This window comes from Paenibacillus glycanilyticus (assembly GCF_023715145.1).
Classification (GTDB): domain Bacteria; phylum Bacillota; class Bacilli; order Paenibacillales; family Paenibacillaceae; genus Pristimantibacillus; species Pristimantibacillus glycanilyticus_A.
This window is the reverse complement of record NZ_JAMBNP010000020.1, coordinates 21,241-44,102: the sequence shown is the minus strand read 5'-3', so window position 1 is coordinate 44,102 and position 22,862 is coordinate 21,241. Positions and strand designations below refer to the sequence as shown.

Here is a 22,862-nt window from a genome sequence, read left to right as displayed (position 1 = left end):
TTAGTTGCCTCCTTCCTGGGGAGCTTTCTTCTTAGCTGGAAGGACTTCACCGCGGTAGATCCATACTTTTACGCCGATACGGCCGTAAGTTGTATGTGCTTCAGCTGTGCCATAATCGATATCTGCACGGAGCGTATGAAGCGGTACTGTACCTTCGCTGTAGCCTTCCGAACGAGCAATTTCAGCACCGCCGAGACGACCGCTGACAGCAGTCTTAATCCCTTTAGCGCCTGCGCGCATCGAACGTTGGATCGCTTGTTTCAAAGCACGACGGAATGAAACACGACGCTCCAGTTGTTGCGCGATGCTTTCAGCTACAAGAATAGCGTCCAGATCTGCTTGTTTGATTTCGGAAATGTTAATGTGTACTTTTTTGCCTTTAGTGATTTTACCAAGCTCCGTACGAAGGCTTTCTACTTCAGAACCGCCTTTGCCGATAACCATGCCCGGTTTAGCAGTGTTGATCGTTACGTTAACGCGGTTAGCCGCGCGCTCGATCTCGATGTGGGATACTGCTGCATCTTTCAGTTTGTTCTTCAGGTATTCACGAATTTTCACGTCTTCCAACAGAAGATCGCCGAAGTCTTTGCCAGCGTACCATTTGGATTCCCAATCACGGATAATCCCGATACGAAGACCGACCGGATTTACCTTTTGACCCACACGTTATCCCTCCTTATTTTTCAGATACAACCAATGTGATGTGGCTGGTTCTTTTGTTGATCCGGCTTGCGCGTCCCATTGCACGAGGGCGGAAACGTTTCATTGTCGGACCTTGGTTCACGAAAGCTTGCGTGATAACCAGTTTGTTCACGTCCAATTGGTAGTTATGCTCAGCGTTAGCAATAGCAGAGTTCAGCAACTTCTCCAGGATTGGGGAAGCGGATTTCGGTGTATGACGCAAAATCGCGATCGCTTCACCTACTTGCTTGCCACGGATCAAGTCCGCAACCAGCTGTGCTTTACGAGGAGCAATGCGTACGAAATTAGCGTGCGCTTTAGCTTCTGGCATGGATGAACCTCCTCTCATACATAAAAAAATAATCTAGGCAACTTATCTTTTGCCTGTCTTCTTGTCATCGTCATGGCCTTTGTAGGTACGAGTCGGTGCAAACTCACCGAACTTGTGTCCAACCATATCTTCCGTTACATAAACCGGTACATGCTTGCGGCCGTCATAGACTGCAATGGTGTGTCCGATGAATTGCGGGAAAATTGTCGAGCGACGGGACCAAGTCTTGATAACAACTTTCTTGTTGCTTTCGTTCAATTCCTCGACCTTTTTGAGCAGGTGGCCGTCAATAAACGGACCTTTTTTCAAACTGCGACCCATTTGGAGTCCTCCCTTCGCGGAAACGTAGCGCGACCAATGATCACGCTGCTTGCAAACAAGCGATTATTACTTCGTACGACGACGAATAATATATTGGCTCGATGCTTTTTTCTTCTTGCGTGTTTTGTAACCCAGAGTCGGTTTGCCCCAAGGAGACATAGGGGATTTACGACCGATTGGAGCACGGCCTTCACCACCACCGTGTGGGTGATCGTTCGGGTTCATTACTACGCCGCGAACTTCAGGACGTTTGCCCATCCAACGGGAACGGCCGGCTTTACCGATTTTCACGAGTTCGTGATCTTCGTTGCCAACGGAGCCGATTGTTGCACGGCAAGTGCTCAGAATGCGACGAACTTCACCGGAGGACAGACGAATAGATACATAGTCGCCTTCTTTACCAAGAAGTTGAGCTTCTGTACCAGCTGCGCGAACCAATTGTCCGCCTTTGCCTGGTTTCAATTCGATGTTGTGGATAACTGTACCCACTGGAATGTTGATCAGTGGCAGTGCGTTACCGATTTTGATGTCAGCATCAGGACCGGAAACAACTTGATCTCCGACTTTCAGACCTTTAGGTGCGATGATGTAAGCTTTCTCACCGTCCAGGTAATGAATCAAAGCGATGTTGGATGTACGGTTCGGATCGTATTCAACCGAAGCTACTTTACCTACAACACCATCTTTAGTACGTTTGAAGTCGATAATACGGTATTTACGTTTGTGTCCGCCGCCATGGTGACGAACTGTAATTTTACCTTGGTTATTACGGCCAGCTTTTTTGAAAAGCGGAGCAAGCAAGGATTTCTCCGGTGTGCTTGTTGTGATCTCTTCAAAAGTCGAAACGGACATGTTACGACGGGCCGGGGATGTCGGTTTGTACTTTTTAATTGGCACTTAGTTTCCCTCCTTTTCTAAACAGACGTTTCAAAGAATTCGAGTTCTTTGCTCTCAGCGCTAAGCTGAACGATTGCTTTTTTCCAATCAGGTCTATAACCATTGTATTTACCGTAGCGTTTCGGCTTACCGGCAACACGCATTGTATTAACGCTCGTTACTTTTACTTTAAAGATTTGCTCGATAGCATCTTTAATTTCGGTTTTGTTCGCACGAATGTCAACTTCGAATACGTAGCGTTTAACCGCCATGAAGTCACTTGTGCGCTCCGTAATAACAGGGCGTTTGATAATATCGCGAGGATCTTTCATTATGCAAACACCTCCTGTACTTTCTCTACGGCTTCTTTCGTGATGATGAGCTTGTCATGCACCAATACGTCCAGAACATTAATGCCGTCAGCAGCGACGAATTTAACACCTGGGATATTGCGAGCGGACAATGCTACATTGTCATCATAAGTTGGCAAAACAACAAGTGCTTTGCGATCAACTTTAAGGTTGTTCAAGATTGCTGCGAATTCCTTCGTTTTAGGAGCCGCGAATGCCAGTTGATCAAGAACGACGATTTCGTTAGCGATCACTTTCGAAGACAAAGCGGATTTAATCGCCAGACGGCGAACCTTCTTAGGAAGTTTGAAGCCATACGAGCGTGGTGTCGGTCCAAATACTGTACCGCCGCCAACCCATTGTGGCGAACGAATGCTACCTTGACGAGCACGGCCAGTACCTTTTTGCTTCCAAGGTTTACGACCGCCGCCACGTACTTCGGAGCGTCCTTTTGTTTTGTGCGTGCCTGCGCGCTCAGCAGCTTGCTGAAGCACTACAGCGCTATGCAGAACGTGAGAGTTAGGTTCAATACCGAATACGCTGTCTGCCAATTCGATTTGACCAACTTCAGAACCACTCACGTTAAATACTGTAACTTTAGGCATTTCTTGTTCCTCCTTTCTTTATAAGCAATTAGTTCTTAACAGTTTGCTTTACTTTAACGAAACCGTTTTTAGGACCAGGAATGGAACCTTTAACGAGGAGCACGTTACGCTCAGCGTCTACACGGATAATTTCGAGTTTTTGAATCGTAACTGTCTCATGACCCATGTGACCAGGAAGGTGTTTGCCTTTTGGTACGCGGTTCGCTTGAATGGAACCCATGGAACCAGGACCACGATGGTAACGGGAACCGTGGGCCATAGGACCCGTGCTTTGTCCCCAACGTTTGATAACGCCGGCGAAGCCTTTACCTTTCGAAATACCTGTTACGTCAACAAATTCGCCTTCTGCAAACAGATCAGCCTTAACTTCTTGGCCAACTTCATATTCGCCCAAGTTAATACCGCGAATTTCACGAACGTAGCGCTTAGGAGCTGTGTTAGCTTTCTTCGCGTGGCCGATTTCCGGCTTGATCGCTCTAGCTTCTTTCTTATCGGAGAAACCGAATTGTACGGCTTCATAGCCATCGTTCTCTTGATCTTTCTTTTGGAGAACCACACAAGGACCTGCTTCGATTACCGTTACTGGAACGACGTTACCTTCAGCAGTAAACACTTGCGTCATACCAAGTTTTTTCCCTAAGATACCTTTCATGTTGACACCTCTTTTCCTTCAATAATCAATTATGCTTATTACAGTTTGATTTCGATATCTACACCGGATGGTAAATCCAGGCGCATCAACGCATCAACCGTTTGCGGCGTTGGGTTAACAATATCGATCAAGCGTTTATGTGTACGCATTTCGAATTGCTCCCGGGAATCCTTGTACTTATGCACCGCACGGAGAATAGTGATGATTTGCTTTTCCGTAGGAAGCGGAATCGGCCCGGATACGCCTGCACCGGAACGTTTTGCTGTTTCCACGATTTTCTCAGCGGATTGATCAAGAATTCTGTGATCGTATGCTTTCAAGCGAATACGAATCTTTTGCTTTGCCATATAAGTCCCTCCTTCTATCGCCCAATTTCTTATCGGACATACTCCGTGAGAAAACCCGGCACATGCCCCATGGCAAAGGGGCCGGGTGTGTCGGCAACCTCTCACATCATCGCAACGTCACAGACCAACAGTCAATATTATACCGAAACAGCTGGGCAAATGCAAGGGAAAAGTTATGACTTTTCCTATCTTTACTCAGCTTGGCGCAACAACGATTTATGTTCGACTTTCCCGCGTCCGCCGCCAGGACGAACCGTGTTTTCCACTCCGCCTATATTACACGATTGCGAACAAACTCTCAAATCCATTTTTGACCTGTAAATATGCTTCTATATAATAGAAGAAACGCAACAGCGAATATCGCCATTGCGTTCCTCATGTAAGTGCTTAGCCAAGAACGACGCGATCGTCGGCCATCTTTTTGCCGCTGATCTGCTCGAATTCGCCAAGCAGGCGCTCCACCGTCAGATCTTTCTTCCGGTCTTCATTCACTTCAAGAATGATTCTGCCTTTATCCATCATGATTAACCGGTTGCCAAGACGAATCGCCTGTTCCATGTTGTGAGTGACCATTAGGGTTGTCAGATTCATCTCGCGAACCAATGTCTCAGTCAACGTCGTGATTAGCTCTGCACGTGCCGGATCAAGTGCTGCCGTATGTTCATCAAGCAGAAGAATCTGAGGCTTGGTGAAGGTTGCCATCAGAAGACTTAAAGCTTGACGCTCGCCGCCTGACAGCAAACCTACTTTGGCGCTCAAGCGATTCTCAAGGCCAATACCAAGACGCGACAGCTGCTCGCGGAAAATAGCTCGGCGTCCACGGTTGATGCTAAGCGAGAAACCGCGCTGCTTCCCCCGTGTATAGGCCATCGCCAAATTTTCTTCAATGGACATGCGAGGCGCTGTGCCTGCCATCGGATCCTGGAACACGCGTCCGATCCATTTGCTTCTGCGGAACTCCGGCAGATTGCTAATATTCTTGCCCTCGATCCGGACTTCGCCGGTATCCGGCTTCATAACGCCGGAGATGATATTCATCAAGGTCGATTTGCCGGCACCATTACTTCCGATAACGGTGATAAAGTCGCCTGGCTTCATCGCCAGGTTTGTATTTACAAGGGCCGTCTTTTCATCTAATGTCCCCGGGTTAAACAGCTTTGATACTTTGGTTATTTCGAGCATCAGCGTTCGCCCCCCTTCTGATCAACGCTATTCAAAAGAGCTGCCGTGCGTTTTTGCGCCATTCTCTTTTGCTTATACGATTTCTGCAGAGACGGGAATACGAGCGCAATAATAACGATAACGGCTGTGATCAGCTTGAGATCGGATGCCTCGAAGAAGTCGCTTTGATAAGCAAGACCAATGATGATGCGATATACGATCGAGCCAAGCACAACGGCAAGCGTTGCACGGAATACCGACTTCGCGCCAAACAGAGCTTCCCCGATAATAACCGATGCTAGACCAATTACGATCATTCCGACACCCATCGAAATATCAGCAAATCCACTTTGTTGTGCGACAAACGAGCCCGAGAGAGCAACCAGACCATTCGACAGAGCAATACCCAGAATTTTTGTTGTATCCGTGTTCGTGCCAAAGCTTCGGATCATCCGTTCGTTATCCCCTGTTGCACGCAGGCTTAGACCAATATCCGTCTTGAAGAATAAATCAAGAAGCAGTTTAATAATGACAACAACGATCGGCATAAGGACCAGAACCTTTACTCCCGAAAAAATAGTCGAGATGTCCGTACCCATCAGCCCGATGTTAGGCTTGCCCATGATCCGCATATTTACGGAATAGAGCGCAATCATCATAAGAATACCGGATAACAATCCGTTGATTTTACCTTTCGTGTGCAGCAAGCCCGTAATTGCACCCGCGGCAGCTCCGGCGCCAAATGCCGCAAGGCAAGCTAGCCATGGCGAAGTGCCGTTCGTTATCAGAACTGCTGCTACCCCTGCTCCGGTTGTAAAGCTTGCGTCAACCGTAAGATCGGGAAAATCAAGGATGCGAAATGTAATATAGACGCCTAGAGCCATTAAAGAATAAAGCAAACCAAGCTCAAAAGCACCATTTAACCATACTGGCACCGGGGCACCTCCTCCACATAATAAGAGAACGGGATGAACGCAAGGAGCGTTTACCCCGTTCTCATGTTCTTATTGAATAATGTTATTATCCGGATCTTTAACTCCGGACTTCATTGCATCGGTAACGGTAATACCTTGGTCTGCAGCTGCTTTCAGGTTCAAGATCAGATCAAGCTTGTCCGGCTTTGTTACTTTCATCTCGCCCGGATTTTTACCGTTCAGTATTTCAGCGGCCATTTGGCCTACTTGGTAGCCGTGATCATAGTATTTGAAGCCTACTGTAGCAAAAGCGCCTTTCTCAACCGTATCACGGTCACTGGAGAAGAACGGAATTTTGTTTTCTTTGGCCAGCTGCAGAAGAGCATCTACGCCAGAAACGACAACGTTATCAAGCGTGATGTACATGGCGTCCACTTTTCCGATGAGCGATTCGCCGGCTTGTTTAACTTCGGAAGTATTCGTAACCGGAGCTTCAATCAGTTCAATGTTGTGTTTGGCGAGTGCTTCTTTTGCAGTAGCAGCCATAACAACCGCATTGCTTTCGCCTTTGTTAATAACCAATCCAACCTTCTTCACATCAGGGAAGTTAGCTGCGATGAAATCCATCAGTTGAATGGCTGCATCAGGATTCGTATCGGAAGCACCAGTAACATTGCCTCCCGGAGCATCCAGATTAGTTACCAGATCTGCGGAAAGCGGATCCGTTACAGCGGCGAACAATACTGGAGCTTTGTTGCCTGCATTCGTGTAAGCTTGTACAAGCGCTTGTGCGGACGGTGTTGCGATCCCAAGAGCCAGATCGGCTTTTGCACCTGCAATTTTTTGAGCGATAGACAGGTTATTCGTTTGATCGCCTTGAGCTGTATTAAAGTCTACAGTCAAGTTTTCCCCTTCAACAAAGCCCGCATCTTTTAGTCCAGCAAGAAAGCCTTCTTTTGTTGCATCAAGCGATGGATGCTCAACAATTTGAGAGATAGAGATTTTGTACGATTTCTTTGCATCCGAATTTGCGGAATCTGTCGCATTGCCGGAAGTGCTGTTTTCATTGTTTTTAGCACTGTTCCCACATGCTGCTGTAACGAGCAAAAGGACTAAAGCAAGCGGTGCCAACCATTTCTTTTTCATTTCTAGATTGCCCCTCCCAAAAGGATATTTGTCTGAATACTTCAAATAACGTCGATAGACGCTTATCCATTAATTCTAATGGCATGTAAAGATATACGTCAATGGTGGGTTTTATCTGGAAATAAAAAAACCCTCTGCCGGGGCAGAGGGTTTTCATAAAGCGCGGCTAATGCCGCACCTTATTATTTTTGGATAGTTGCAACAGCGCCAGCGCCTACAGTACGGCCGCCTTCACGGATGGAGAAACGAGTTCCTTCTTCAACCGCGATTGGAGCGATCAGTTCTACAGTAACTGTGATGTTGTCGCCAGGCATAACCATTTCAGTACCTTCAGGCAGGTTGATGATACCTGTTACGTCAGTTGTACGGAAATAGAATTGTGGACGGTAACCAGTGAAGAAAGGTTTGTGACGGCCACCCTCTTCTTTAGTCAGAACGTAGATTTGAGCAGTGAAGTTAGTGTGTGGTTTAACCGAAGCCGGTTTAGCCAGTACTTGACCACGCTCGATGTCTTTACGGTCTACACCACGAAGCAGTGCGCCGATGTTGTCGCCCGCTTGAGCGGAATCCATCAGTTTACGGAACATTTCTACGCCCGTAACAACGGATTTGCGAGTTTCTTCAGCCAGACCAACGATTTCGATCTCGTCGCCAACTTTAACCACACCACGGTCGATACGGCCAGTAGCAACTGTACCACGACCTGTGATTGTGAATACGTCCTCGACAGGCATCAGGAAAGGCTTAGCTGTGTCGCGCTCAGGAGTTGGGATGTAAGTGTCAACTTGCTCGAACAGTTCAACGATTTTGTCAGCCCAAGGACCATCTGGGTTTTGCAGAGCTTCACGAGCTGCACCACGGATGATTGGAGTGTCGTCGCCTGGGAACTCATACTCGTTAAGAAGGTCGCGAACTTCCATCTCAACCAGTTCAAGGAGCTCTTCGTCTTCAACCATGTCGCATTTGTTCAGGAATACAACGATGTATGGTACGCCTACTTGGCGGGACAGAAGGATGTGCTCGCGAGTTTGCGGCATAGGGCCGTCAGCTGCGGATACAACCAGGATAGCGCCGTCCATTTGAGCAGCACCAGTGATCATGTTTTTAACGTAGTCGGCGTGACCTGGGCAGTCAACGTGAGCATAGTGACGGTTAGGAGTCTCATACTCTACGTGAGCTGTCGAGATTGTGATACCGCGCTCGCGCTCTTCAGGAGCTTTGTCGATTTGGTCAAAAGCGATTGCCGCGCCACCGTATTTTTTGGAAAGTACAGTAGTGATAGCAGCTGTCAAAGTAGTTTTACCATGGTCGACGTGACCGATTGTACCGATATTTACGTGCGGTTTATTACGTTCAAATTTAGCCTTTGCCATTGAACTTAATCCTCCTTAATATAACTGAAGTTTTATGTGTGGGCCAAACACAAATGTATTGATGCATCTGTGTCCAGCCATTGCATACCAAAGGTATGATTTAAGGGCTTAATAATTAAGCGCCTTTGTTTTTCGCGATGATCTCTTCCGAGATCGAACGTGGTACTTCTTCATAGTGCGAGAGCTCCATGGAGAATACGCCACGGCCTTGCGTACCGGAACGAAGAGTTGTGGAGTAACCGAACATCTCTGCAAGAGGTACCTTAGCACGGATGATTTGTGCGCCTGCACGAGTATCCATACCTTCGATACGACCACGACGGGAGTTCAGCATACCCATAACGTCGCCCATGTACTCTTCTGGCACTGTAACTTCAACCTTCATGATTGGCTCAAGAAGAACTGGGTTACATTTTTCCTTAGCAGCTTTAAGCGCCATGGAACCAGCGATTTTGAACGCCATCTCCGAGGAGTCAACGTCATGGTACGATCCGTCGAATACAGTTGCTTTAACATCTACGAGCGGGAAGCCAGCGATAACGCCGTTCTTCATCGACTCTTCGATACCTGCTTGGATAGGAGCGATAAATTCACGAGGAATCGATCCACCAACAACTTTATTCTCGAATACGAAGCCTTGACCTGGCTCTTGCGGAGTGAATTCAACCCAACAATGGCCATATTGACCTTTACCGCCGGACTGACGTACGAATTTACCTTCAACCTTAGCCGCGGAACGGAATGTTTCACGGTAAGCTACTTGAGGTTTACCAACGTTAGTCTCAACTTTGAATTCGCGAAGCATACGGTCAACGAGGATTTCAAGGTGAAGCTCACCCATACCCGAGATGATCGTTTGGTTCGTTTCTTCGTCTGTATGAGCACGGAATGTTGGATCTTCTTCAGCCAGTTTGGAAATTGCGATACCAAGCTTATCTTGGTCAGCTTTCGTTTTTGGTTCGATAGCTACCGAGATTACCGGCTCAGGGAAGTTCATCGATTCAAGGATGATCGGGTTCTTCTCATCGCACAGTGTGTCGCCTGTAATGGTATCTTTCAGACCTACTGCGGCAGCGATATCGCCGGAGTAAACTTCTGAAATTTCTTGACGGCTGTTCGCATGCATCTGCAGGATACGTCCGATCCGCTCGCGTTTGTTCTTAGTTGCGTTAAGAACATACGAACCGGATTTCAGGATACCCGAGTATACACGGAAGAACGTCAGCTTACCAACATAAGGGTCAGTCATGATTTTGAACGCGAGTGCCGCGAACGGCTCTTCGTCAGAAGAATGACGTACCGACTCTTCGCCGTCTTCGAGTGTACCTTTGATAGCAGGTACGTCGAGCGGGGATGGCAGGTAGTCTACTACTGCGTCCAGCATCATTTGAACACCTTTGTTGCGGTACGAGGAACCTGCGATAACCGGGAAGATCTTAACTTCACAAACGCCCTTGCGGAGCGCTGCTTTAATTTCTGGAATCGTAATTTCTTCGCCTTCCAGATATTTCATAGTCAATTCTTCATCCAGCTCAGCTACCTTCTCGATCAGCTCCGTGCGAAGCTCTTCAACTTGGTCAGCATATTCAGCAGGAATCTCAACTTGCTCAGGATCTCTCCCGAGGTCGTCTTTGTACTTGTAAGCTACGCGATCAATGATGTCGATTACGCCGAGGAAATCACTCTCAGCACCAATCGGCAATTGAATCGCAACAGCATTCGCTTGCAGACGCTCACGCATGTCTTTAACAACATTCAGGAAGTCTGCACCGATGATGTCCATTTTGTTAATGTAAGCGATCCGAGGAACGCCATAACGGTCAGCTTGACGCCATACCGTTTCAGACTGTGGCTCAACGCCTTCTTTAGCACTGAATACGCCAACGGCCCCATCCAATACGCGCAGGGAACGTTCAACTTCGACTGTGAAGTCAACGTGCCCCGGGGTGTCGATAATATTGATGCGGTTGCCTTTCCATTGAGCAGTAGTCGCGGCAGACGTAATTGTAATACCGCGCTCTTGCTCTTGCTCCATCCAGTCCATCGTTGCAGCACCTTCGTGCACTTCACCGATCTTATGAGTACGGCCTGTATAGAACAAGATACGCTCAGTGGTAGTTGTTTTACCAGCATCGATATGCGCCATGATCCCGATGTTACGCGTATTATTCAAGGAGAACTCTCTAGACATGAATTTGTCTCCTCTCGTGTTTTGAGTTAAACTCAAACATTTTGGTTAAAATCCTACCAACGGTAGTGAGCAAACGCTTTGTTCGCTTCTGCCATTTTGTGTGTATCTTCGCGCTTCTTCACGGATGCGCCAGTGTTGTTCGATGCGTCCATGATTTCAGCAGCCAGACGCTCTTCCATCGTTTTTTCACCGCGGTTACGTGAATAGTTCACGAGCCAACGGAGACCAAGCGATGTACGGCGCTCTGGTTTAACCTCAATCGGTACTTGATAGTTAGAACCGCCTACACGGCGAGCCTTAACCTCGAGTACTGGCATGATGTTTTTCAATGCATCTTCGAACACTTCCATCGGATCTTTACCCGTGCGTTCTTGGATCAGTGTGAAAGCATCATACAACAGCGTTTGTGCAACGCCGCGTTTGCCGTCAATCATAATGCGGTTGATAAGGCGGGTTACCAGCTTGCTATTGTAAACCGGATCCGGCAATACGTCGCGTTTTGTTACAGGACCTTTGCGTGGCATGAGAAAGTCCCCCTTTCTTAGTTAGTCGCAATATCCGAATATTTATCCGAACATATTGATTTTATTATTTTTTAACTTTAGGACGTTTAGTACCGTATTTCGAACGAGATTGGTTACGGTTGTTAACACCCGCAGTATCCAATGCGCCGCGAACGATATGGTAACGTACACCTGGAAGGTCTTTTACCCGTCCACCACGGATCAATACAACGCTGTGCTCTTGCAGGTTATGACCGATACCCGGGATGTACGCTGTTACTTCTACACGGTTCGTCAAACGTACACGTGCATATTTACGAAGTGCGGAGTTCGGTTTTTTCGGAGTCATTGTACCTACACGAGTGCACACACCGCGTTTTTGCGGAGCGCTGATGTTCGTTGCTTCACGTTTAAGGGCGTTAAAACCTCTTTGCAAAGCAGGCGATTTCGATTTTACGACTTTAGCTTGGCGGCCTTTGCGGACCAGCTGGTTAATTGTTGGCATGTTGCCACCCCCTTCCCATGATTATGTCTTATTAATGGCAAGACATTTTACCCAATTAATTAAGCCCACAGATCCAGGCGATTCATAAAAGAACAAATAAAAATTTCTGTCAGTCCATCATCTTTCAATTCTGCACCAACAAAAATTGTGTCTACTTTATTCTTCATCAGATATGAGCGCTGCCATAGCGGCTCCGACATCAATCCCGCAGGTTTCCCCGAGTTCTTGCATCGTATCTATCCACTTGACCGGAACACTCAACCGCTCGCACAGATGAACGATCTTCTCTCTCATCCGCGGATCTGCATCACGAGCCACATAGACTTCGATAGCTTGATTCTGCTCAAGCATCTTGGTCGTCTGTTTCGCGCCAACCTTAAACTGCATGATATCACCTTTCCTATTGCGGTAGAGCGATCACACAATTAGGCACACTTCGATATAGTATCACCTACATCTAGAAGTGTCAAGCTGTATTACACCCTGTCCAACTGCAAAGTTTTGGTTAACTCATTCGTACGGTTAAAGGTACGGCCCATCAATTATTATACATGTAAAAGAGCGGGCATCAACAGGGAAGACCAACCATCCCTGCCGAATGCCGCGCTCTCCTCATCTATTACACTATACTATTCAATCGTTACGGCTTCGGATTCCAATTCGCCTTCTTCAGTTGTTTCCGGCTCATCTTCAAGGCCTACCAGCTTAATGCTGCGGTAACGGTTCATACCCGTACCAGCTGGGATCAGCTTACCGATAATAACGTTCTCTTTCAGACCTAGCAATTGGTCGACTTTACCTTTGATGGCAGCGTCGGTCAAGACGCGGGTCGTTTCTTGGAACGATGCCGCGGACAAGAACGAATCTGTCTCAAGGGATGCCTTCGTAATACCAAGCAATACCGGCTTCGCAACGGCAGGCTCAAGGCCTGCAAAGATGGCTTCGCTGTTAGCTGCTTCGTACTCGTGGATGTCAACAAATGCGCCTGGAAGAAGCTTTGTGTCCCCAGCGTCAACGATACGGATTTTGCGAAGCATTTGCTTAACCATAACCTCAACGTGCTTATCGTTGATTTCTACGCCTTGGTTACGGTATACGCGCTGTACTTCTTGCAAAATGTAGTTTTGAACGCCGCGGATACCTTTAATACGCAGCATCTCTTTAGGGTCGATCGAGCCGTCTGTAAGCTCGTCGCCTGCTTCGATTTGCTGGCCTACGGTTACGCGGATACGGGAGCCATACGTAATTGCATAGACTTTTGTTTCCGCTTCGCCTTGTACTTCAACTTCGCGGCGGTCTTTCGCTTCGCGAATCTCTTTCACGACACCGTCGAGCTCCGTAATGATCGCTTGACCTTTCGGATTACGCGCCTCGAAGAGCTCCTGGATACGCGGCAAACCTTGCGTAATATCATCGCCGGCTACGCCGCCGGTATGGAACGTACGCATCGTCAGCTGTGTTCCTGGTTCGCCGATCGATTGAGCTGCGATAATGCCAACCGCTTCACCGATCTCAACGTGTTTGCCTGTTGCCAAGTTACGGCCATAGCAAACTTTACATACGCCATGACGCGCACGGCAGCTAAGCACCGAACGGATCTGAAGTTTCTCGATGCCTGCATCAATAATCGCGTCTGCTTTACCGGAATCGATCAGCTCGCTCTTCTTCACAATAACCTCGCCCGTTTTTGGATGACGAATTGTTTCGAATGCATAACGTCCTTCGATACGGTCGTACAGATCCTCGATAACTTCTTTGCCGTCCTGGATTTTGCTGACAGCAAAGCCTTTATCCGTACCACAATCGTCTTCGCGAACGATAACGTCCTGCGCAACGTCAACCAAACGACGGGTCAAGTAACCCGAGTCCGCTGTACGAAGGGCGGTATCGGCCAAACCTTTACGCGCACCATGCGTCGAGATGAAGTACTCGAGGACGGTAAGGCCTTCGCGGAAGTTCGATTTGATTGGCAACTCGATGATACGACCGGATGGGTTGGCCATCAGACCACGCATACCGCCGAGCTGGGCGATCTGCGATTTGTTACCCCGAGCTTTAGAGTCAACCATGAGCATGATGGAATTGTAACGATCCATCGATTTCATGAGGATATCGGTAATTTGATCTTTCGATTTGCTCCAAATTTCGATGACACGGTCATAGCGCTCTTCGTTTGTGATCAGACCGCGGCGGTACTGATTCATAACGACCGCTACTTTAGCATCCGATTCTTTCAGAATCTCAACTTTTTCCTCCGGCACGACAACGTCCGCTACCGCAACCGTAATACCTGCGCGCGTGGAGTACGTAAAGCCGAGCTGCTTGATGCGGTCAAGAATAATCGAAGTCAGCGTTGTATGGTAAATACGGAAGCACTCGCCGATAATGTTGCCGAGATACTCTTTGCCGACACCGCCGGCAATTGGCAACTCATCCATGATTTTGTTCAAGTCGCTGCCTTTTTCGTAGACGAAATACTTATCCGGTGTACCATGCAGCAAGTTTGCTTTAGTGGCCTCATTGATGTATGGGAAATCTTCCGGGAAGATTTCGTTGAAAATAACTTTACCGACCGTTGTACTAATCAGCGAGTTCTGCTGTTGTTCCGTGAAAATGGTTTTCTTCAGTACTTTTGTAGGCACGAATACACGCGCATGAAGCGATACAATACCGCGTTGGTAGGCGGAGATGGCTTCATTCACCGTTGCAAACACCGAGCCGGAACCTTTTGCTTCTTTGTTATCCATCGTCAGGTAATAAGATCCGAGAACCATATCCTGGGATGGCGTAACAACCGGTTTGCCGTCTTTCGGGTTCAAGATGTTACCCGATGCAAGCATCAGGAGGCGTGCTTCAGCTTGCGCTTCTGCCGAGAGCGGTACGTGAACGGCCATTTGGTCACCGTCGAAGTCCGCGTTATAAGCGGTACAAACGAGCGGGTGAAGCTTGATGGCGCGGCCTTCAACCAGAATCGGTTCGAACGCCTGAATACCAAGACGGTGAAGCGTAGGGGCACGGTTAAGAAGAACCGGATGCTCCTTGATAACTTCTTCGAGAACGTCCCACACTTCAGGGCTTACGCGTTCTACTTTGCGTTTTGCGCTCTTGATATTATGAGCAAGGCCTTTGTTAACCAGCTCTTTCATAACGAAAGGCTTGAACAGCTCCAGCGCCATCTCTTTAGGAAGACCGCATTGGAACATTTTCAGGTTAGGACCTACGACGATAACGGAACGACCAGAGTAGTCAACCCGTTTACCGAGCAAGTTTTGACGGAAACGGCCTTGTTTACCTTTCAGCATGTGGCTGAGGGATTTCAAAGGACGGTTACCAGGACCTGTTACAGGGCGTCCGCGACGGCCGTTGTCGATGAGGGCGTCTACTGCTTCTTGCAGCATGCGCTTCTCGTTCTGAACGATAATGTCAGGAGCACCAAGGTCGAGCAAGCGTTTCAGACGATTGTTACGGTTAATAACACGGCGATACAGGTCGTTGAGGTCAGACGTTGCAAAACGTCCGCCGTCCAGCTGTACCATCGGACGAAGCTCTGGCGGGATAACCGGAAGCACATCGAGAATCATCCATTCCGGCTCATTGCCGGAGTTGCGGAAAGCTTCGATTACTTCTAGACGCTTGATCGCACGATTACGACGTTGCCCTTGGGCTGTACGCAATTCTTCTTTCAGCGTCTCCAGTTCTTTCTCTACATCGATGTCCTGCAGCAATTTCTTAACGGCTTCAGCACCCATGCTTGCTTGGAAGCCATAACCGTATTTCTCACGGTAGCTGCGGTATTCTTTCTCCGACAGCAGCTGTTTTTTCTCAAGCGGCGTATCACCCGGGTCTGTCACGACATAGGATGCAAAATAAATGATCTCCTCAAGGGAACGAGGCGACATGTCAAGCGCAAGGCCCATACGGCTTGGAATGCCTTTAAAGTACCAGATATGTGATACAGGAGCAGCAAGCTCGATATGGCCCATACGCTCGCGGCGTACCTTAGCACGTGTAACTTCAACGCCGCAGCGGTCACAGACTACGCCTTTGTAACGAACGCGTTTGTATTTACCGCAATGGCATTCCCAGTCTTTTGTAGGCCCGAAGATCTTCTCGCAGAAAAGACCCTCTTTCTCCGGTTTTAACGTCCTATAGTTGATCGTCTCCGGTTTTTTGACTTCTCCGCGGGACCAAGAACGAATTTTATCCGGCGAGGCAAGCCCGATTTTCATATACTCGAAGTTGTTCACGTCCAACAAGGAGCAACCCTCCTTCGTCATGTATGGCTATGTCGTACAAATTGGCGGCTGCACGCCCTTCGACAGAAGGACGAGCAGCCAAATGGTCAAGCATTATTCAGCGCCAGCTTCTGCGCCTTCAAGGTTCAGGTTCAGCTTGTCGCTCGTACCGTCATCCTCATCATCGATTTCTTTCATTTCGATCTCTTCTTCATTCTCGGTGAGGATCTTAACGTCCATACCAAGGGACTGAAGCTCTTTGATCAATACTTTAAACGACTCTGGAACGCCAGGCTCCGGAACGTTCTCGCCCTTCACGATCGATTCGTACGTCTTCACGCGGCCGACAACGTCGTCGGATTTGACGGTAAGAATCTCTTGAAGCGTGTAGGCTGCACCATAGGCCTCGAGTGCCCAAACCTCCATCTCGCCGAAGCGCTGGCCGCCAAATTGTGCTTTACCGCCCAAAGGCTGCTGCGTAACGAGAGAGTAAGGACCCGTCGAACGGGCATGGATTTTGTCGTCAACCATGTGCGCCAGTTTGATCATGTACATGACGCCAACCGTAACTTCACGTTCGAACGATTCCCCTGTACGTCCATCGTACAGAATCGTTTTACCGTTACGCTGCATGCCGGCTTCTTCCATGGTATCAAATACGTCGTACTCACGCGCTCCGTCGAATACCGGCGTAGCCGCATGAAGACCGAGACGTTTACAAGCCATACCCAGATGGACTTCCAGTACTTGACCGATGTTCATCCGCGATGGTACGCCGAGCGGGTTCAGTACAACTTCAACCGGTGTGCCGTCTGGCAAGAACGGCATATCTTCCTCAGGCATAATACGGGCGATAACCCCTTTATTACCGTGGCGTCCTGCCATTTTGTCGCCTTCGGAGATCTTACGTTTTTGAGCAATATATACACGAACCAGCTGATTCACGCCTGGTGGCAGCTCATCGCCGTTCTCGCGAGTAAATACTTTAACGTCTACGACGATACCGTCGGTACCATGCGGTACGCGAAGCGATGTATCGCGCACTTCACGAGCTTTCTCACCGAAGATCGCGTGAAGGAGGCGTTCTTCCGCCGTAAGCTCCGTAACCCCTTTAGGCGTTACTTTACCAACGAGGATATCGCCGGCGCCAATCTCTGCACCAACACGGATAATACCGCGCTCGTCGAGGTTTTTCAGCGCTTCTTCGCCGACATTCGGAATGTCGCGCGTAATTTCTTCCGGTCCAAGCTTCGTATCGCGTGCTTCGGATTCGTATTCCTCGATGTGAATGGAGGTGTAAACATCCTCTTTCACAAGCTTCTCGCTAAGAAGAATAGCATCCTCGTAGTTGTAACCTTCCCAAGTCATGAACGCAACGACAACGTTACGGCCAAGCGCCAATTCGCCTTGCTCTGTCGAAGGACCGTCGGCGAGAATGTCGCCTTTCTTGATCACTTCGCCTTTGCGGACGAGAGGACGTTGGTTGATACATGTTCCTTGGTTGGAACGCATAAACTTATGCAGCTTATGTTTCACGAGATCGCCAATCACTTGTTTGCCATCCAGAACCTCTGTACGGCGCAGCCAAATTTCGTTTGCCGATACTCGCTCAATAACACCGTCATACTTGGATACAATACATACACCAGAGTCTTTAGCCGATTTGTGCTCCATACCCGTACCAACGAGCGGTGCTTTAGGAATAAGGAGTGGAACGGCCTGACGCTGCATGTTGGATCCCATGAGCGCACGGTTGGAGTCGTCATTTTCCAAGAACGGAATGAGCGCTGTCGCAACCGACACAACCTGCTTCGGCGATACGTCCATGTAGTCAACGCGTTCGCTTGGCATGGTCAAGATGTTATCTGCTTGCTTATTGTAACGTACGATGACACTGTCATCGACAAATCTGCCTTCATCCGTTAACTTCGCGTTCGCTTGCGCGACAACGTAGTTATCTTCTTCGTCAGCCGTCAAATACGAGATTTGCTCGGTAACGATACCCGTCTTCGGATCTACCCAACGATATGGCGCTTCGATGAAGCCATACTCGTTAATGCGGGCAAACGTCGACAAGGAGTTGATCAGACCGATGTTCGGACCCTCTGGCGTTTCGATTGGACACATACGCCCGTAGTGGGAGTGATGGACGTCCCGTACTTCGAAGCCTGCGCGTTCACGCGTCAGACCACCCGGACCGAGTGCAGACAGACGGCGTTTGTGCGTCAGCTCTGCGAGCGGGTTCGTTTGGTCCATGAACTGCGACAGCTGCGAGGAACCGAAGAACTCTTTAATCGATGCGATTACAGGTCGAATGTTAATCAAGGCCTGCGGCGTAATGGCGTTAGCGTCTTGAATCGACATTCTCTCACGAACAACGCGTTCCATACGGGAGAGACCAATACGGAACTGATTTTGAAGCAATTCACCAACCGAACGCAGACGACGGTTACCAAGATGGTCAATATCGTCCGTGTTGCCTACTCCATGAAGGAGATTGATGAAATAGTTAATGGACGAAATAATGTCCGCCGGCGTAATATGCTTAACGGATTTATCAATAACGCCATTCGCAATGACCTTAATGACTTTCGAATCGTCCAGCGGCGAGTATACGTTGATCGCTTGAAGTGGAATGCTATCCGCATCAAGGACACCGTTCGCTACGTGATACGTTTTGAAGCCTACGTTTTTCTCCAGCTTGTCGAGGATCTCATCCAGCAGACGGCGGTCAATAACTTGACCTGCTTCCGCAATGATCTCGCCAGTACCCGGATCAACCAGTGTCTCTGCAAGACGTTGGTTGAACAAACGGTTCTTGATGTGAAGCTTTTTGTTTATTTTGTAACGGCCGACGTTAGCCAGGTCGTAACGTTTTGGATCAAAGAAACGAGCAACAAGCAAGCTCTTCGCATTGTCCAAAGTAGGTGGTTCGCCTGGACGAAGGCGTTCATAGATTTCAATTAACGCTTTCTCCGTCGAATCTGTGTTGTCTTTATCCAGCGTGTTGCGAATATACTCGTCATGGCCGAGCAATTCTAAGATCTCAGCGTCGGTTCCGAAGCCAAGAGCGCGCAAAAGCACCGTCACCGGTATTTTCCGGGTCCGGTCAATACGAACGTAAATGATGTCCTTAGCATCCGTCTCAAGCTCGAGCCAAGCTCCGCGATTCGGAATTACCGTTGCCGTGTATGTTTTCTTCCCGTTCTTATCAACCTTCGTGCTGAAGTACACACTTGGGGATCGAACCAACTGGCTGACAATAACACGTTCCGCCCCGTTAATAATGAACGTACCGGTCTCTGTCATCAGCGGGAAGTCGCCCATGAACACTTCTTGTTCCTTCACTTCGCCGGTTTCTTTGTTGAAGAGCCGTACCTTAACGCGCAGTGGAGCAGCGTACGTCACATCGCGTTCCTTTGATTCATCGACCGAATATTTCGGTTCGCCCAAGCTATAGTCGATAAACTCAAGCGATAGATTGCCCGTAAAGTCCTGAATCGGCGAAATGTCCTGGAATAACTCAAGCAAGTCATTGTCCAAAAACTTTTCGTACGATTTTTGTTGGATTTCAATCAGGTTCGGGACTTCCAGCACCTCGTTGATCCGGGCGTAACTTCTCCGCGTGCGCCGACCATACTGAACAAGTTGTCCTGCCAACTTAACCTCACCCCTCATGTCTGTCTCACAGCATCGATATCTACTGCGTCACTAACTTTAAATAAAGAAAAGCCCTTATCGAATAGTTCGAAAAAAGAGCGTGTTCCGGCAGCCAACCAAACGCAGCGCGGCGCGATGGTTCCATATCAAGTAATTTTGCCCAAAATGTAAACATTATACGTCAAATGTGCAAGTAATATGCATTCCGCGCCAAAAATCGCACTTGACATTTTAGTTGACTAAAGAGATTGAGCCCAATTTAATGCTGACATTTTATAATATTACCATATCTAAAAAGTCAAGTCAACTAAATCATCAACTAGATTTTGTTGCCAAAAAAATCCGGTATCCCTTGTCCTTCGTTGCTTCTTCAACATTGCCAAAAAGCGACTCCAGCTTGGCTTCCGCCGATGGGGCTCCTTGCTTCTTCTGAATGACAACCCACATCTTACCGCCAGGATTTAATAGGTCATAGCCCTCTTCAAATATACGATGGACAACCTGTTTGCCTGCGCGTATAGGAGGGTTGGTCAAGATCACGTCATAACGATTATTTTTCACAGTTTCATAGATATCGCTTTGTAAAACGGTTACGTTGCTAATTCCGTTAAGCTTCGCATTCTCCTTCGACAACTCGACCGCACGCTCATTAATGTCGATCATGGTTACATGCCCCTCCGGCGCAAGCTTCGCCGCAGTTAATCCGATGGGCCCGTAACCGCACCCGACATCGAGCACTTGAGCAGATGGCGCAAGAACGAGCGCATCCAGCAGCACGCGGCTGCCATAATCGACGCCTGATTTCGAGAATACGCCGGCATCCGTCATAAACCGCAGCGCGAATCCCCGAAGCTTTGCTTCATGTATTTGCCTATCATGCTTCACTCCCGGTGTTTGGGAGTAATAGTGGTCCGACATTCTATTAGCCTCCTGCCTCTTGCTCTACAAGTCTTGAACATGCAACGAACCCCTTGAAACGTGACGTTTCAAGGGGCCCGTTATTATAGCTTGAAGCGAAATTACTTCACTTCTACAGCAGCGCCAGCTTCTTCAAGCTTAGCTTTAACAGCTTCCGCTTCTTCTTTAGCTACTTTTTCTTTGATTGGTTTAGGAGCGCCGTCAACCAGGTCTTTCGCTTCTTTCAGGCCAAGACCTGTGATTTCGCGAACCACTTTGATTACGTTGATTTTCGATGCGCCAGCGTTGTTAAGGATAACGTCGAATTCAGTTTGCTCAGCAACTTCTGCTGCGCCGCCAGCAACAACTGCAACTGGTGCAGCAGCTGTAACGCCGAATTCTTCTTCGATTGCTTTAACAAGATCGTTCAGTTCAAGAACAGTCATAACTTTAATCGCTTCTAAGATTTGCTCTTTAGACATGGTTATACCTCCGAAAGTGGTTTAATTTTTTTGGTTTATGCTGCCTTCCAAGGAAGATCAGCAGTTCGAACATGGGTTATGCAACAGCTAATATTAAGCTGATTCTTTTTGCTCGCCAACTGCTTTAACCGCAAGCGCGAAGTTGCGCATTGGAGCTTGCAGAACGCTGAGGAGCATGGAGAGCAAGCCTTCGCGGGACGGAAGTTCCGCCAGCGCTTTGATCTCTTCCGCACCTACTACTTTACCTTCAACAACGCCGCCTTTAAGTTTCAGAGCGTCATTCTTTTTAGCGAAATCGTTCAAGATTTTCGCTGGTGCTACAGCATCATCAACACTGAAAGCAATGGCTGTAGGACCAACCAAAATGCTGTTCAGTTCTGTCAATTCCGCAGATTCAGTCGCACGGCGAACGAGCGAGTTTTTCAGTACTTGGAACTCGATGCCAGCTTCACGAAGCTGTTTACGAAGTTCAGTTACTTGCGCAACGTTCAATCCGCGATAATCAGCAACGACAGTGCTGGAGCTCTCACGAAGTTTCGCCGTGATTACTTCAACCGCCTGTTGTTTCTCTTGGATGATTTTTGCGTTTGCCAAAACGTACACCTCCCGTAATATTTGTACATTCCGTTAACATGACGAGCTTCCTCTGCTTAGAGAGCATGAGAAAGGCCTCCACAGCGACTGCGAAGGCCATGATATATCGCTGCCGTGAAGTTAATCACGCGCAGCCGTTTTATCATAACACCTCGGTAGGAGATTAAGCCTTCCGGCACCTACTGTCTACGGTATGCGTATTCGAATTTAATTCCGTTCTTGTTTGAACTTAGCGGTAAGCCGCTACGTTGACGCGAGCGCCAGGGCCCATTGTCGAAGAAACGGAGATGTTTTTCAGGTAAACCCCTTTAGATGCTGCCGGTTTAGCACGGTTCAGAGCATCGATCAGAGACTTAAGGTTTTCGTTAAGTTTCTCTGCGTCGAAGGAAACCTTGCCGATTGGAGCATGGATTTGACCTGCTTTATCCAGACGGTATTCGATTTTACCAGCTTTGATTTCTTGAACAGCTTTAGTAACGTCGAATGTTACCGTACCCGCTTTAGGGTTAGGCATAAGGCCTTTACCGCCGAGGATACGACCCAGTTTACCAACTTCAGCCATCATGTCCGGCGTTGCTACGCAGACGTCGAATTCGAACCAGCCTTGTTGGATTTTGTTGATCATGTCCGCATCGCCTACGAAATCAGCGCCAGCAGCTTCCGCTTCTTTTGCTTTTTCGCCTTTTGCGAATACGAGAACGCGTTTAGTTTTACCAGTACCATGCGGAAGTACAACAACGCCACGAACCGCTTGGTCTTGTTTACGAGGGTCAACGCCCAGACGTACAGCTACTTCAACGGACTCGTCGAATTTTGCTGTAGCGGCTTTCTTTACCAGCTCGATAGCTTCGAAAGACTCGTAAGTAGCTTCGCTGTTGATCAGCTTAGCTGCTTCCACATACTTCTTGCCGTGTTTAGCCATTTGAGTTCTCCTCCTTTGTGGTTATAGCGGAAAATTCCCCTTATGGGACTCCTCCCACTAACGAAGCCTAAGCTCCGCTTGGGCTATGCCGCAACGGCTGCCCTTGTGCTAACTGA

General features: G+C 48.3%; 22 protein-coding genes and 1 other annotated feature. All 22 genes read right to left on the bottom strand.

Going from position 1 to position 22,862, the window contains the following annotated elements:
* Positions 1–663 carry a 30S ribosomal protein S3 gene (gene rpsC, locus M3194_RS29650; protein ID WP_015847218.1) on the bottom strand — a complete coding sequence of 221 codons (663 nt, stop codon included), beginning with the start codon at positions 661–663 and terminating at the stop codon, positions 1–3.
* A 13-nt stretch (positions 664–676) separates the two neighbouring features.
* The gene (rplV, locus tag M3194_RS29645) at positions 677–1,012 is read right to left on the bottom strand and encodes a 50S ribosomal protein L22 (RefSeq protein WP_015847219.1); all 336 of its coding nucleotides are present in this window, start codon (positions 1,010–1,012) and stop codon (positions 677–679) included.
* A gap of 42 nt (positions 1,013–1,054) precedes the next feature.
* Entirely contained in the window at positions 1,055–1,333 is a 279-nt protein-coding gene (gene rpsS / locus M3194_RS29640) for a 30S ribosomal protein S19 (protein ID WP_251657738.1), read from the bottom strand.
* Positions 1,334–1,399: 66 nt separating this feature from the next.
* Positions 1,400–2,230, bottom strand: coding sequence for a 50S ribosomal protein L2 (rplB, locus tag M3194_RS29635; protein ID WP_251657737.1), 831 nt, complete (start codon positions 2,228–2,230; stop codon positions 1,400–1,402).
* A gap of 17 nt (positions 2,231–2,247) precedes the next feature.
* Positions 2,248–2,541: a 50S ribosomal protein L23 gene (gene rplW / locus M3194_RS29630; RefSeq protein ID WP_251657736.1), complete on the bottom strand. Its 294-nt coding sequence runs from the start codon at positions 2,539–2,541 to the stop codon at positions 2,248–2,250.
* A complete protein-coding gene (rplD, locus tag M3194_RS29625) occupies positions 2,541–3,164 on the bottom strand; it encodes a 50S ribosomal protein L4 (RefSeq protein ID WP_251657735.1) in 624 nt (207 codons plus the stop codon). Before rplD ends, rplW begins: the two co-directional genes overlap by 1 nt.
* Before the next feature lie 28 nt (positions 3,165–3,192).
* Entirely contained in the window at positions 3,193–3,816 is a 624-nt protein-coding gene (gene rplC / locus M3194_RS29620) for a 50S ribosomal protein L3 (protein WP_251657734.1), read from the bottom strand.
* Between the two features lie 38 nt (positions 3,817–3,854).
* A complete protein-coding gene (gene rpsJ / locus M3194_RS29615) occupies positions 3,855–4,163 on the bottom strand; it encodes a 30S ribosomal protein S10 (RefSeq protein ID WP_005544556.1) in 309 nt (102 codons plus the stop codon).
* A 387-nt stretch (positions 4,164–4,550) separates the two neighbouring features.
* Positions 4,551–5,345, bottom strand: coding sequence for an ABC transporter ATP-binding protein (locus M3194_RS29610; protein ID WP_251657733.1), 795 nt, complete (start codon positions 5,343–5,345; stop codon positions 4,551–4,553).
* Positions 5,345–6,259 carry an ABC transporter permease gene (locus M3194_RS29605; protein ID WP_311292450.1) on the bottom strand — a complete coding sequence of 305 codons (915 nt, stop codon included), beginning with the start codon at positions 6,257–6,259 and terminating at the stop codon, positions 5,345–5,347. Before M3194_RS29605 ends, M3194_RS29610 begins: the two co-directional genes overlap by 1 nt.
* A 69-nt stretch (positions 6,260–6,328) precedes the next feature.
* On the bottom strand, positions 6,329–7,384 hold the full coding sequence (locus tag M3194_RS29600; protein WP_251657732.1) for an ABC transporter substrate-binding protein: 1,056 nt from the start codon (positions 7,382–7,384) through the stop codon (positions 6,329–6,331).
* A 182-nt stretch (positions 7,385–7,566) separates the two neighbouring features.
* The gene (gene tuf, locus M3194_RS29595; protein ID WP_015847228.1) at positions 7,567–8,757 is read right to left on the bottom strand and encodes an elongation factor Tu; all 1,191 of its coding nucleotides are present in this window, start codon (positions 8,755–8,757) and stop codon (positions 7,567–7,569) included.
* 115 nt (positions 8,758–8,872) lie between these two features.
* The gene (gene fusA, locus M3194_RS29590; RefSeq protein WP_251657731.1) at positions 8,873–10,948 is read right to left on the bottom strand and encodes an elongation factor G; all 2,076 of its coding nucleotides are present in this window, start codon (positions 10,946–10,948) and stop codon (positions 8,873–8,875) included.
* Positions 10,949–11,001: 53 nt separating this feature from the next.
* Positions 11,002–11,472: a 30S ribosomal protein S7 gene (gene rpsG, locus M3194_RS29585; protein ID WP_251657730.1), complete on the bottom strand. Its 471-nt coding sequence runs from the start codon at positions 11,470–11,472 to the stop codon at positions 11,002–11,004.
* 64 nt (positions 11,473–11,536) lie between these two features.
* Positions 11,537–11,956: a 30S ribosomal protein S12 gene (gene rpsL / locus M3194_RS29580; protein WP_015847231.1), complete on the bottom strand. Its 420-nt coding sequence runs from the start codon at positions 11,954–11,956 to the stop codon at positions 11,537–11,539.
* 156 nt (positions 11,957–12,112) lie between these two features.
* Positions 12,113–12,343 (bottom strand): ribosomal L7Ae/L30e/S12e/Gadd45 family protein, encoded by a 231-nt coding sequence (locus M3194_RS29575; protein ID WP_251657729.1) that lies wholly within the window; start codon positions 12,341–12,343, stop codon positions 12,113–12,115.
* A 242-nt stretch (positions 12,344–12,585) separates the two neighbouring features.
* A complete protein-coding gene (gene rpoC / locus M3194_RS29570; protein WP_251657728.1) occupies positions 12,586–16,212 on the bottom strand; it encodes a DNA-directed RNA polymerase subunit beta' in 3,627 nt (1,208 codons plus the stop codon).
* Positions 16,213–16,305: 93 nt separating this feature from the next.
* A complete protein-coding gene (gene rpoB / locus M3194_RS29565; protein WP_251657727.1) occupies positions 16,306–19,869 on the bottom strand; it encodes a DNA-directed RNA polymerase subunit beta in 3,564 nt (1,187 codons plus the stop codon).
* A 297-nt stretch (positions 19,870–20,166) separates the two neighbouring features.
* Positions 20,167–20,769: a class I SAM-dependent methyltransferase gene (locus M3194_RS29560; protein WP_251657726.1), complete on the bottom strand. Its 603-nt coding sequence runs from the start codon at positions 20,767–20,769 to the stop codon at positions 20,167–20,169.
* Positions 20,770–20,870: 101 nt separating this feature from the next.
* Positions 20,871–21,230, bottom strand: a complete 360-nt coding sequence (rplL, locus tag M3194_RS29555; RefSeq protein WP_251657725.1) for a 50S ribosomal protein L7/L12 — start codon at positions 21,228–21,230, stop codon at positions 20,871–20,873.
* Positions 21,231–21,323: 93 nt separating this feature from the next.
* Complete coding sequence (gene rplJ, locus M3194_RS29550) at positions 21,324–21,824, bottom strand: 50S ribosomal protein L10 (RefSeq protein WP_251657724.1); 501 nt, start codon at positions 21,822–21,824, stop codon at positions 21,324–21,326.
* Positions 21,825–21,882: 58 nt separating this feature from the next.
* Positions 21,883–22,034, bottom strand: a sequence feature (ribosomal protein L10 leader region).
* A gap of 19 nt (positions 22,035–22,053) precedes the next feature.
* The gene (rplA, locus tag M3194_RS29545) at positions 22,054–22,746 is read right to left on the bottom strand and encodes a 50S ribosomal protein L1 (RefSeq protein ID WP_251657723.1); all 693 of its coding nucleotides are present in this window, start codon (positions 22,744–22,746) and stop codon (positions 22,054–22,056) included.
* Positions 22,747–22,862: the final 116 nt, after the last annotated feature.

Excerpts from the sequence above, each read along its gene's own strand:
- fusA (WP_251657731.1), bottom strand. The coding sequence starts at position 10,948 with ATGTCTAGAGAGTTCTCCTTGAATAATACGCGTAACATCGGGATCATG.
- rplD (WP_251657735.1), bottom strand. The coding sequence starts at position 3,164 with ATGCCTAAAGTTACAGTATTTAACGTGAGTGGTTCTGAAGTTGGTCAA.
- M3194_RS29575 (WP_251657729.1), bottom strand. The coding sequence starts at position 12,343 with ATGCAGTTTAAGGTTGGCGCGAAACAGACGACCAAGATGCTTGAGCAG.
- rplW (WP_251657736.1), bottom strand. The coding sequence starts at position 2,541 with ATGAAAGATCCTCGCGATATTATCAAACGCCCTGTTATTACGGAGCGC.
- M3194_RS29600 (WP_251657732.1), bottom strand. The coding sequence starts at position 7,384 with ATGAAAAAGAAATGGTTGGCACCGCTTGCTTTAGTCCTTTTGCTCGTT.
- rpsL (WP_015847231.1), bottom strand. The coding sequence starts at position 11,956 with ATGCCAACAATTAACCAGCTGGTCCGCAAAGGCCGCCAAGCTAAAGTC.
- M3194_RS29610 (WP_251657733.1), bottom strand. The coding sequence starts at position 5,345 with ATGCTCGAAATAACCAAAGTATCAAAGCTGTTTAACCCGGGGACATTA.
- rplA (WP_251657723.1), bottom strand. The coding sequence starts at position 22,746 with ATGGCTAAACACGGCAAGAAGTATGTGGAAGCAGCTAAGCTGATCAAC.
- rpsG (WP_251657730.1), bottom strand. The coding sequence starts at position 11,472 with ATGCCACGCAAAGGTCCTGTAACAAAACGCGACGTATTGCCGGATCCG.
- rpsJ (WP_005544556.1), bottom strand. The coding sequence starts at position 4,163 with ATGGCAAAGCAAAAGATTCGTATTCGCTTGAAAGCATACGATCACAGA.
- tuf (WP_015847228.1), bottom strand. The coding sequence starts at position 8,757 with ATGGCAAAGGCTAAATTTGAACGTAATAAACCGCACGTAAATATCGGT.
- rplC (WP_251657734.1), bottom strand. The coding sequence starts at position 3,816 with ATGAAAGGTATCTTAGGGAAAAAACTTGGTATGACGCAAGTGTTTACT.
- rplV (WP_015847219.1), bottom strand. The coding sequence starts at position 1,012 with ATGCCAGAAGCTAAAGCGCACGCTAATTTCGTACGCATTGCTCCTCGT.
- rplL (WP_251657725.1), bottom strand. The coding sequence starts at position 21,230 with ATGTCTAAAGAGCAAATCTTAGAAGCGATTAAAGTTATGACTGTTCTT.
- rpoB (WP_251657727.1), bottom strand. The coding sequence starts at position 19,869 with ATGAGGGGTGAGGTTAAGTTGGCAGGACAACTTGTTCAGTATGGTCGG.
- rpsS (WP_251657738.1), bottom strand. The coding sequence starts at position 1,333 with ATGGGTCGCAGTTTGAAAAAAGGTCCGTTTATTGACGGCCACCTGCTC.
- M3194_RS29560 (WP_251657726.1), bottom strand. The coding sequence starts at position 20,769 with ATGTCGGACCACTATTACTCCCAAACACCGGGAGTGAAGCATGATAGG.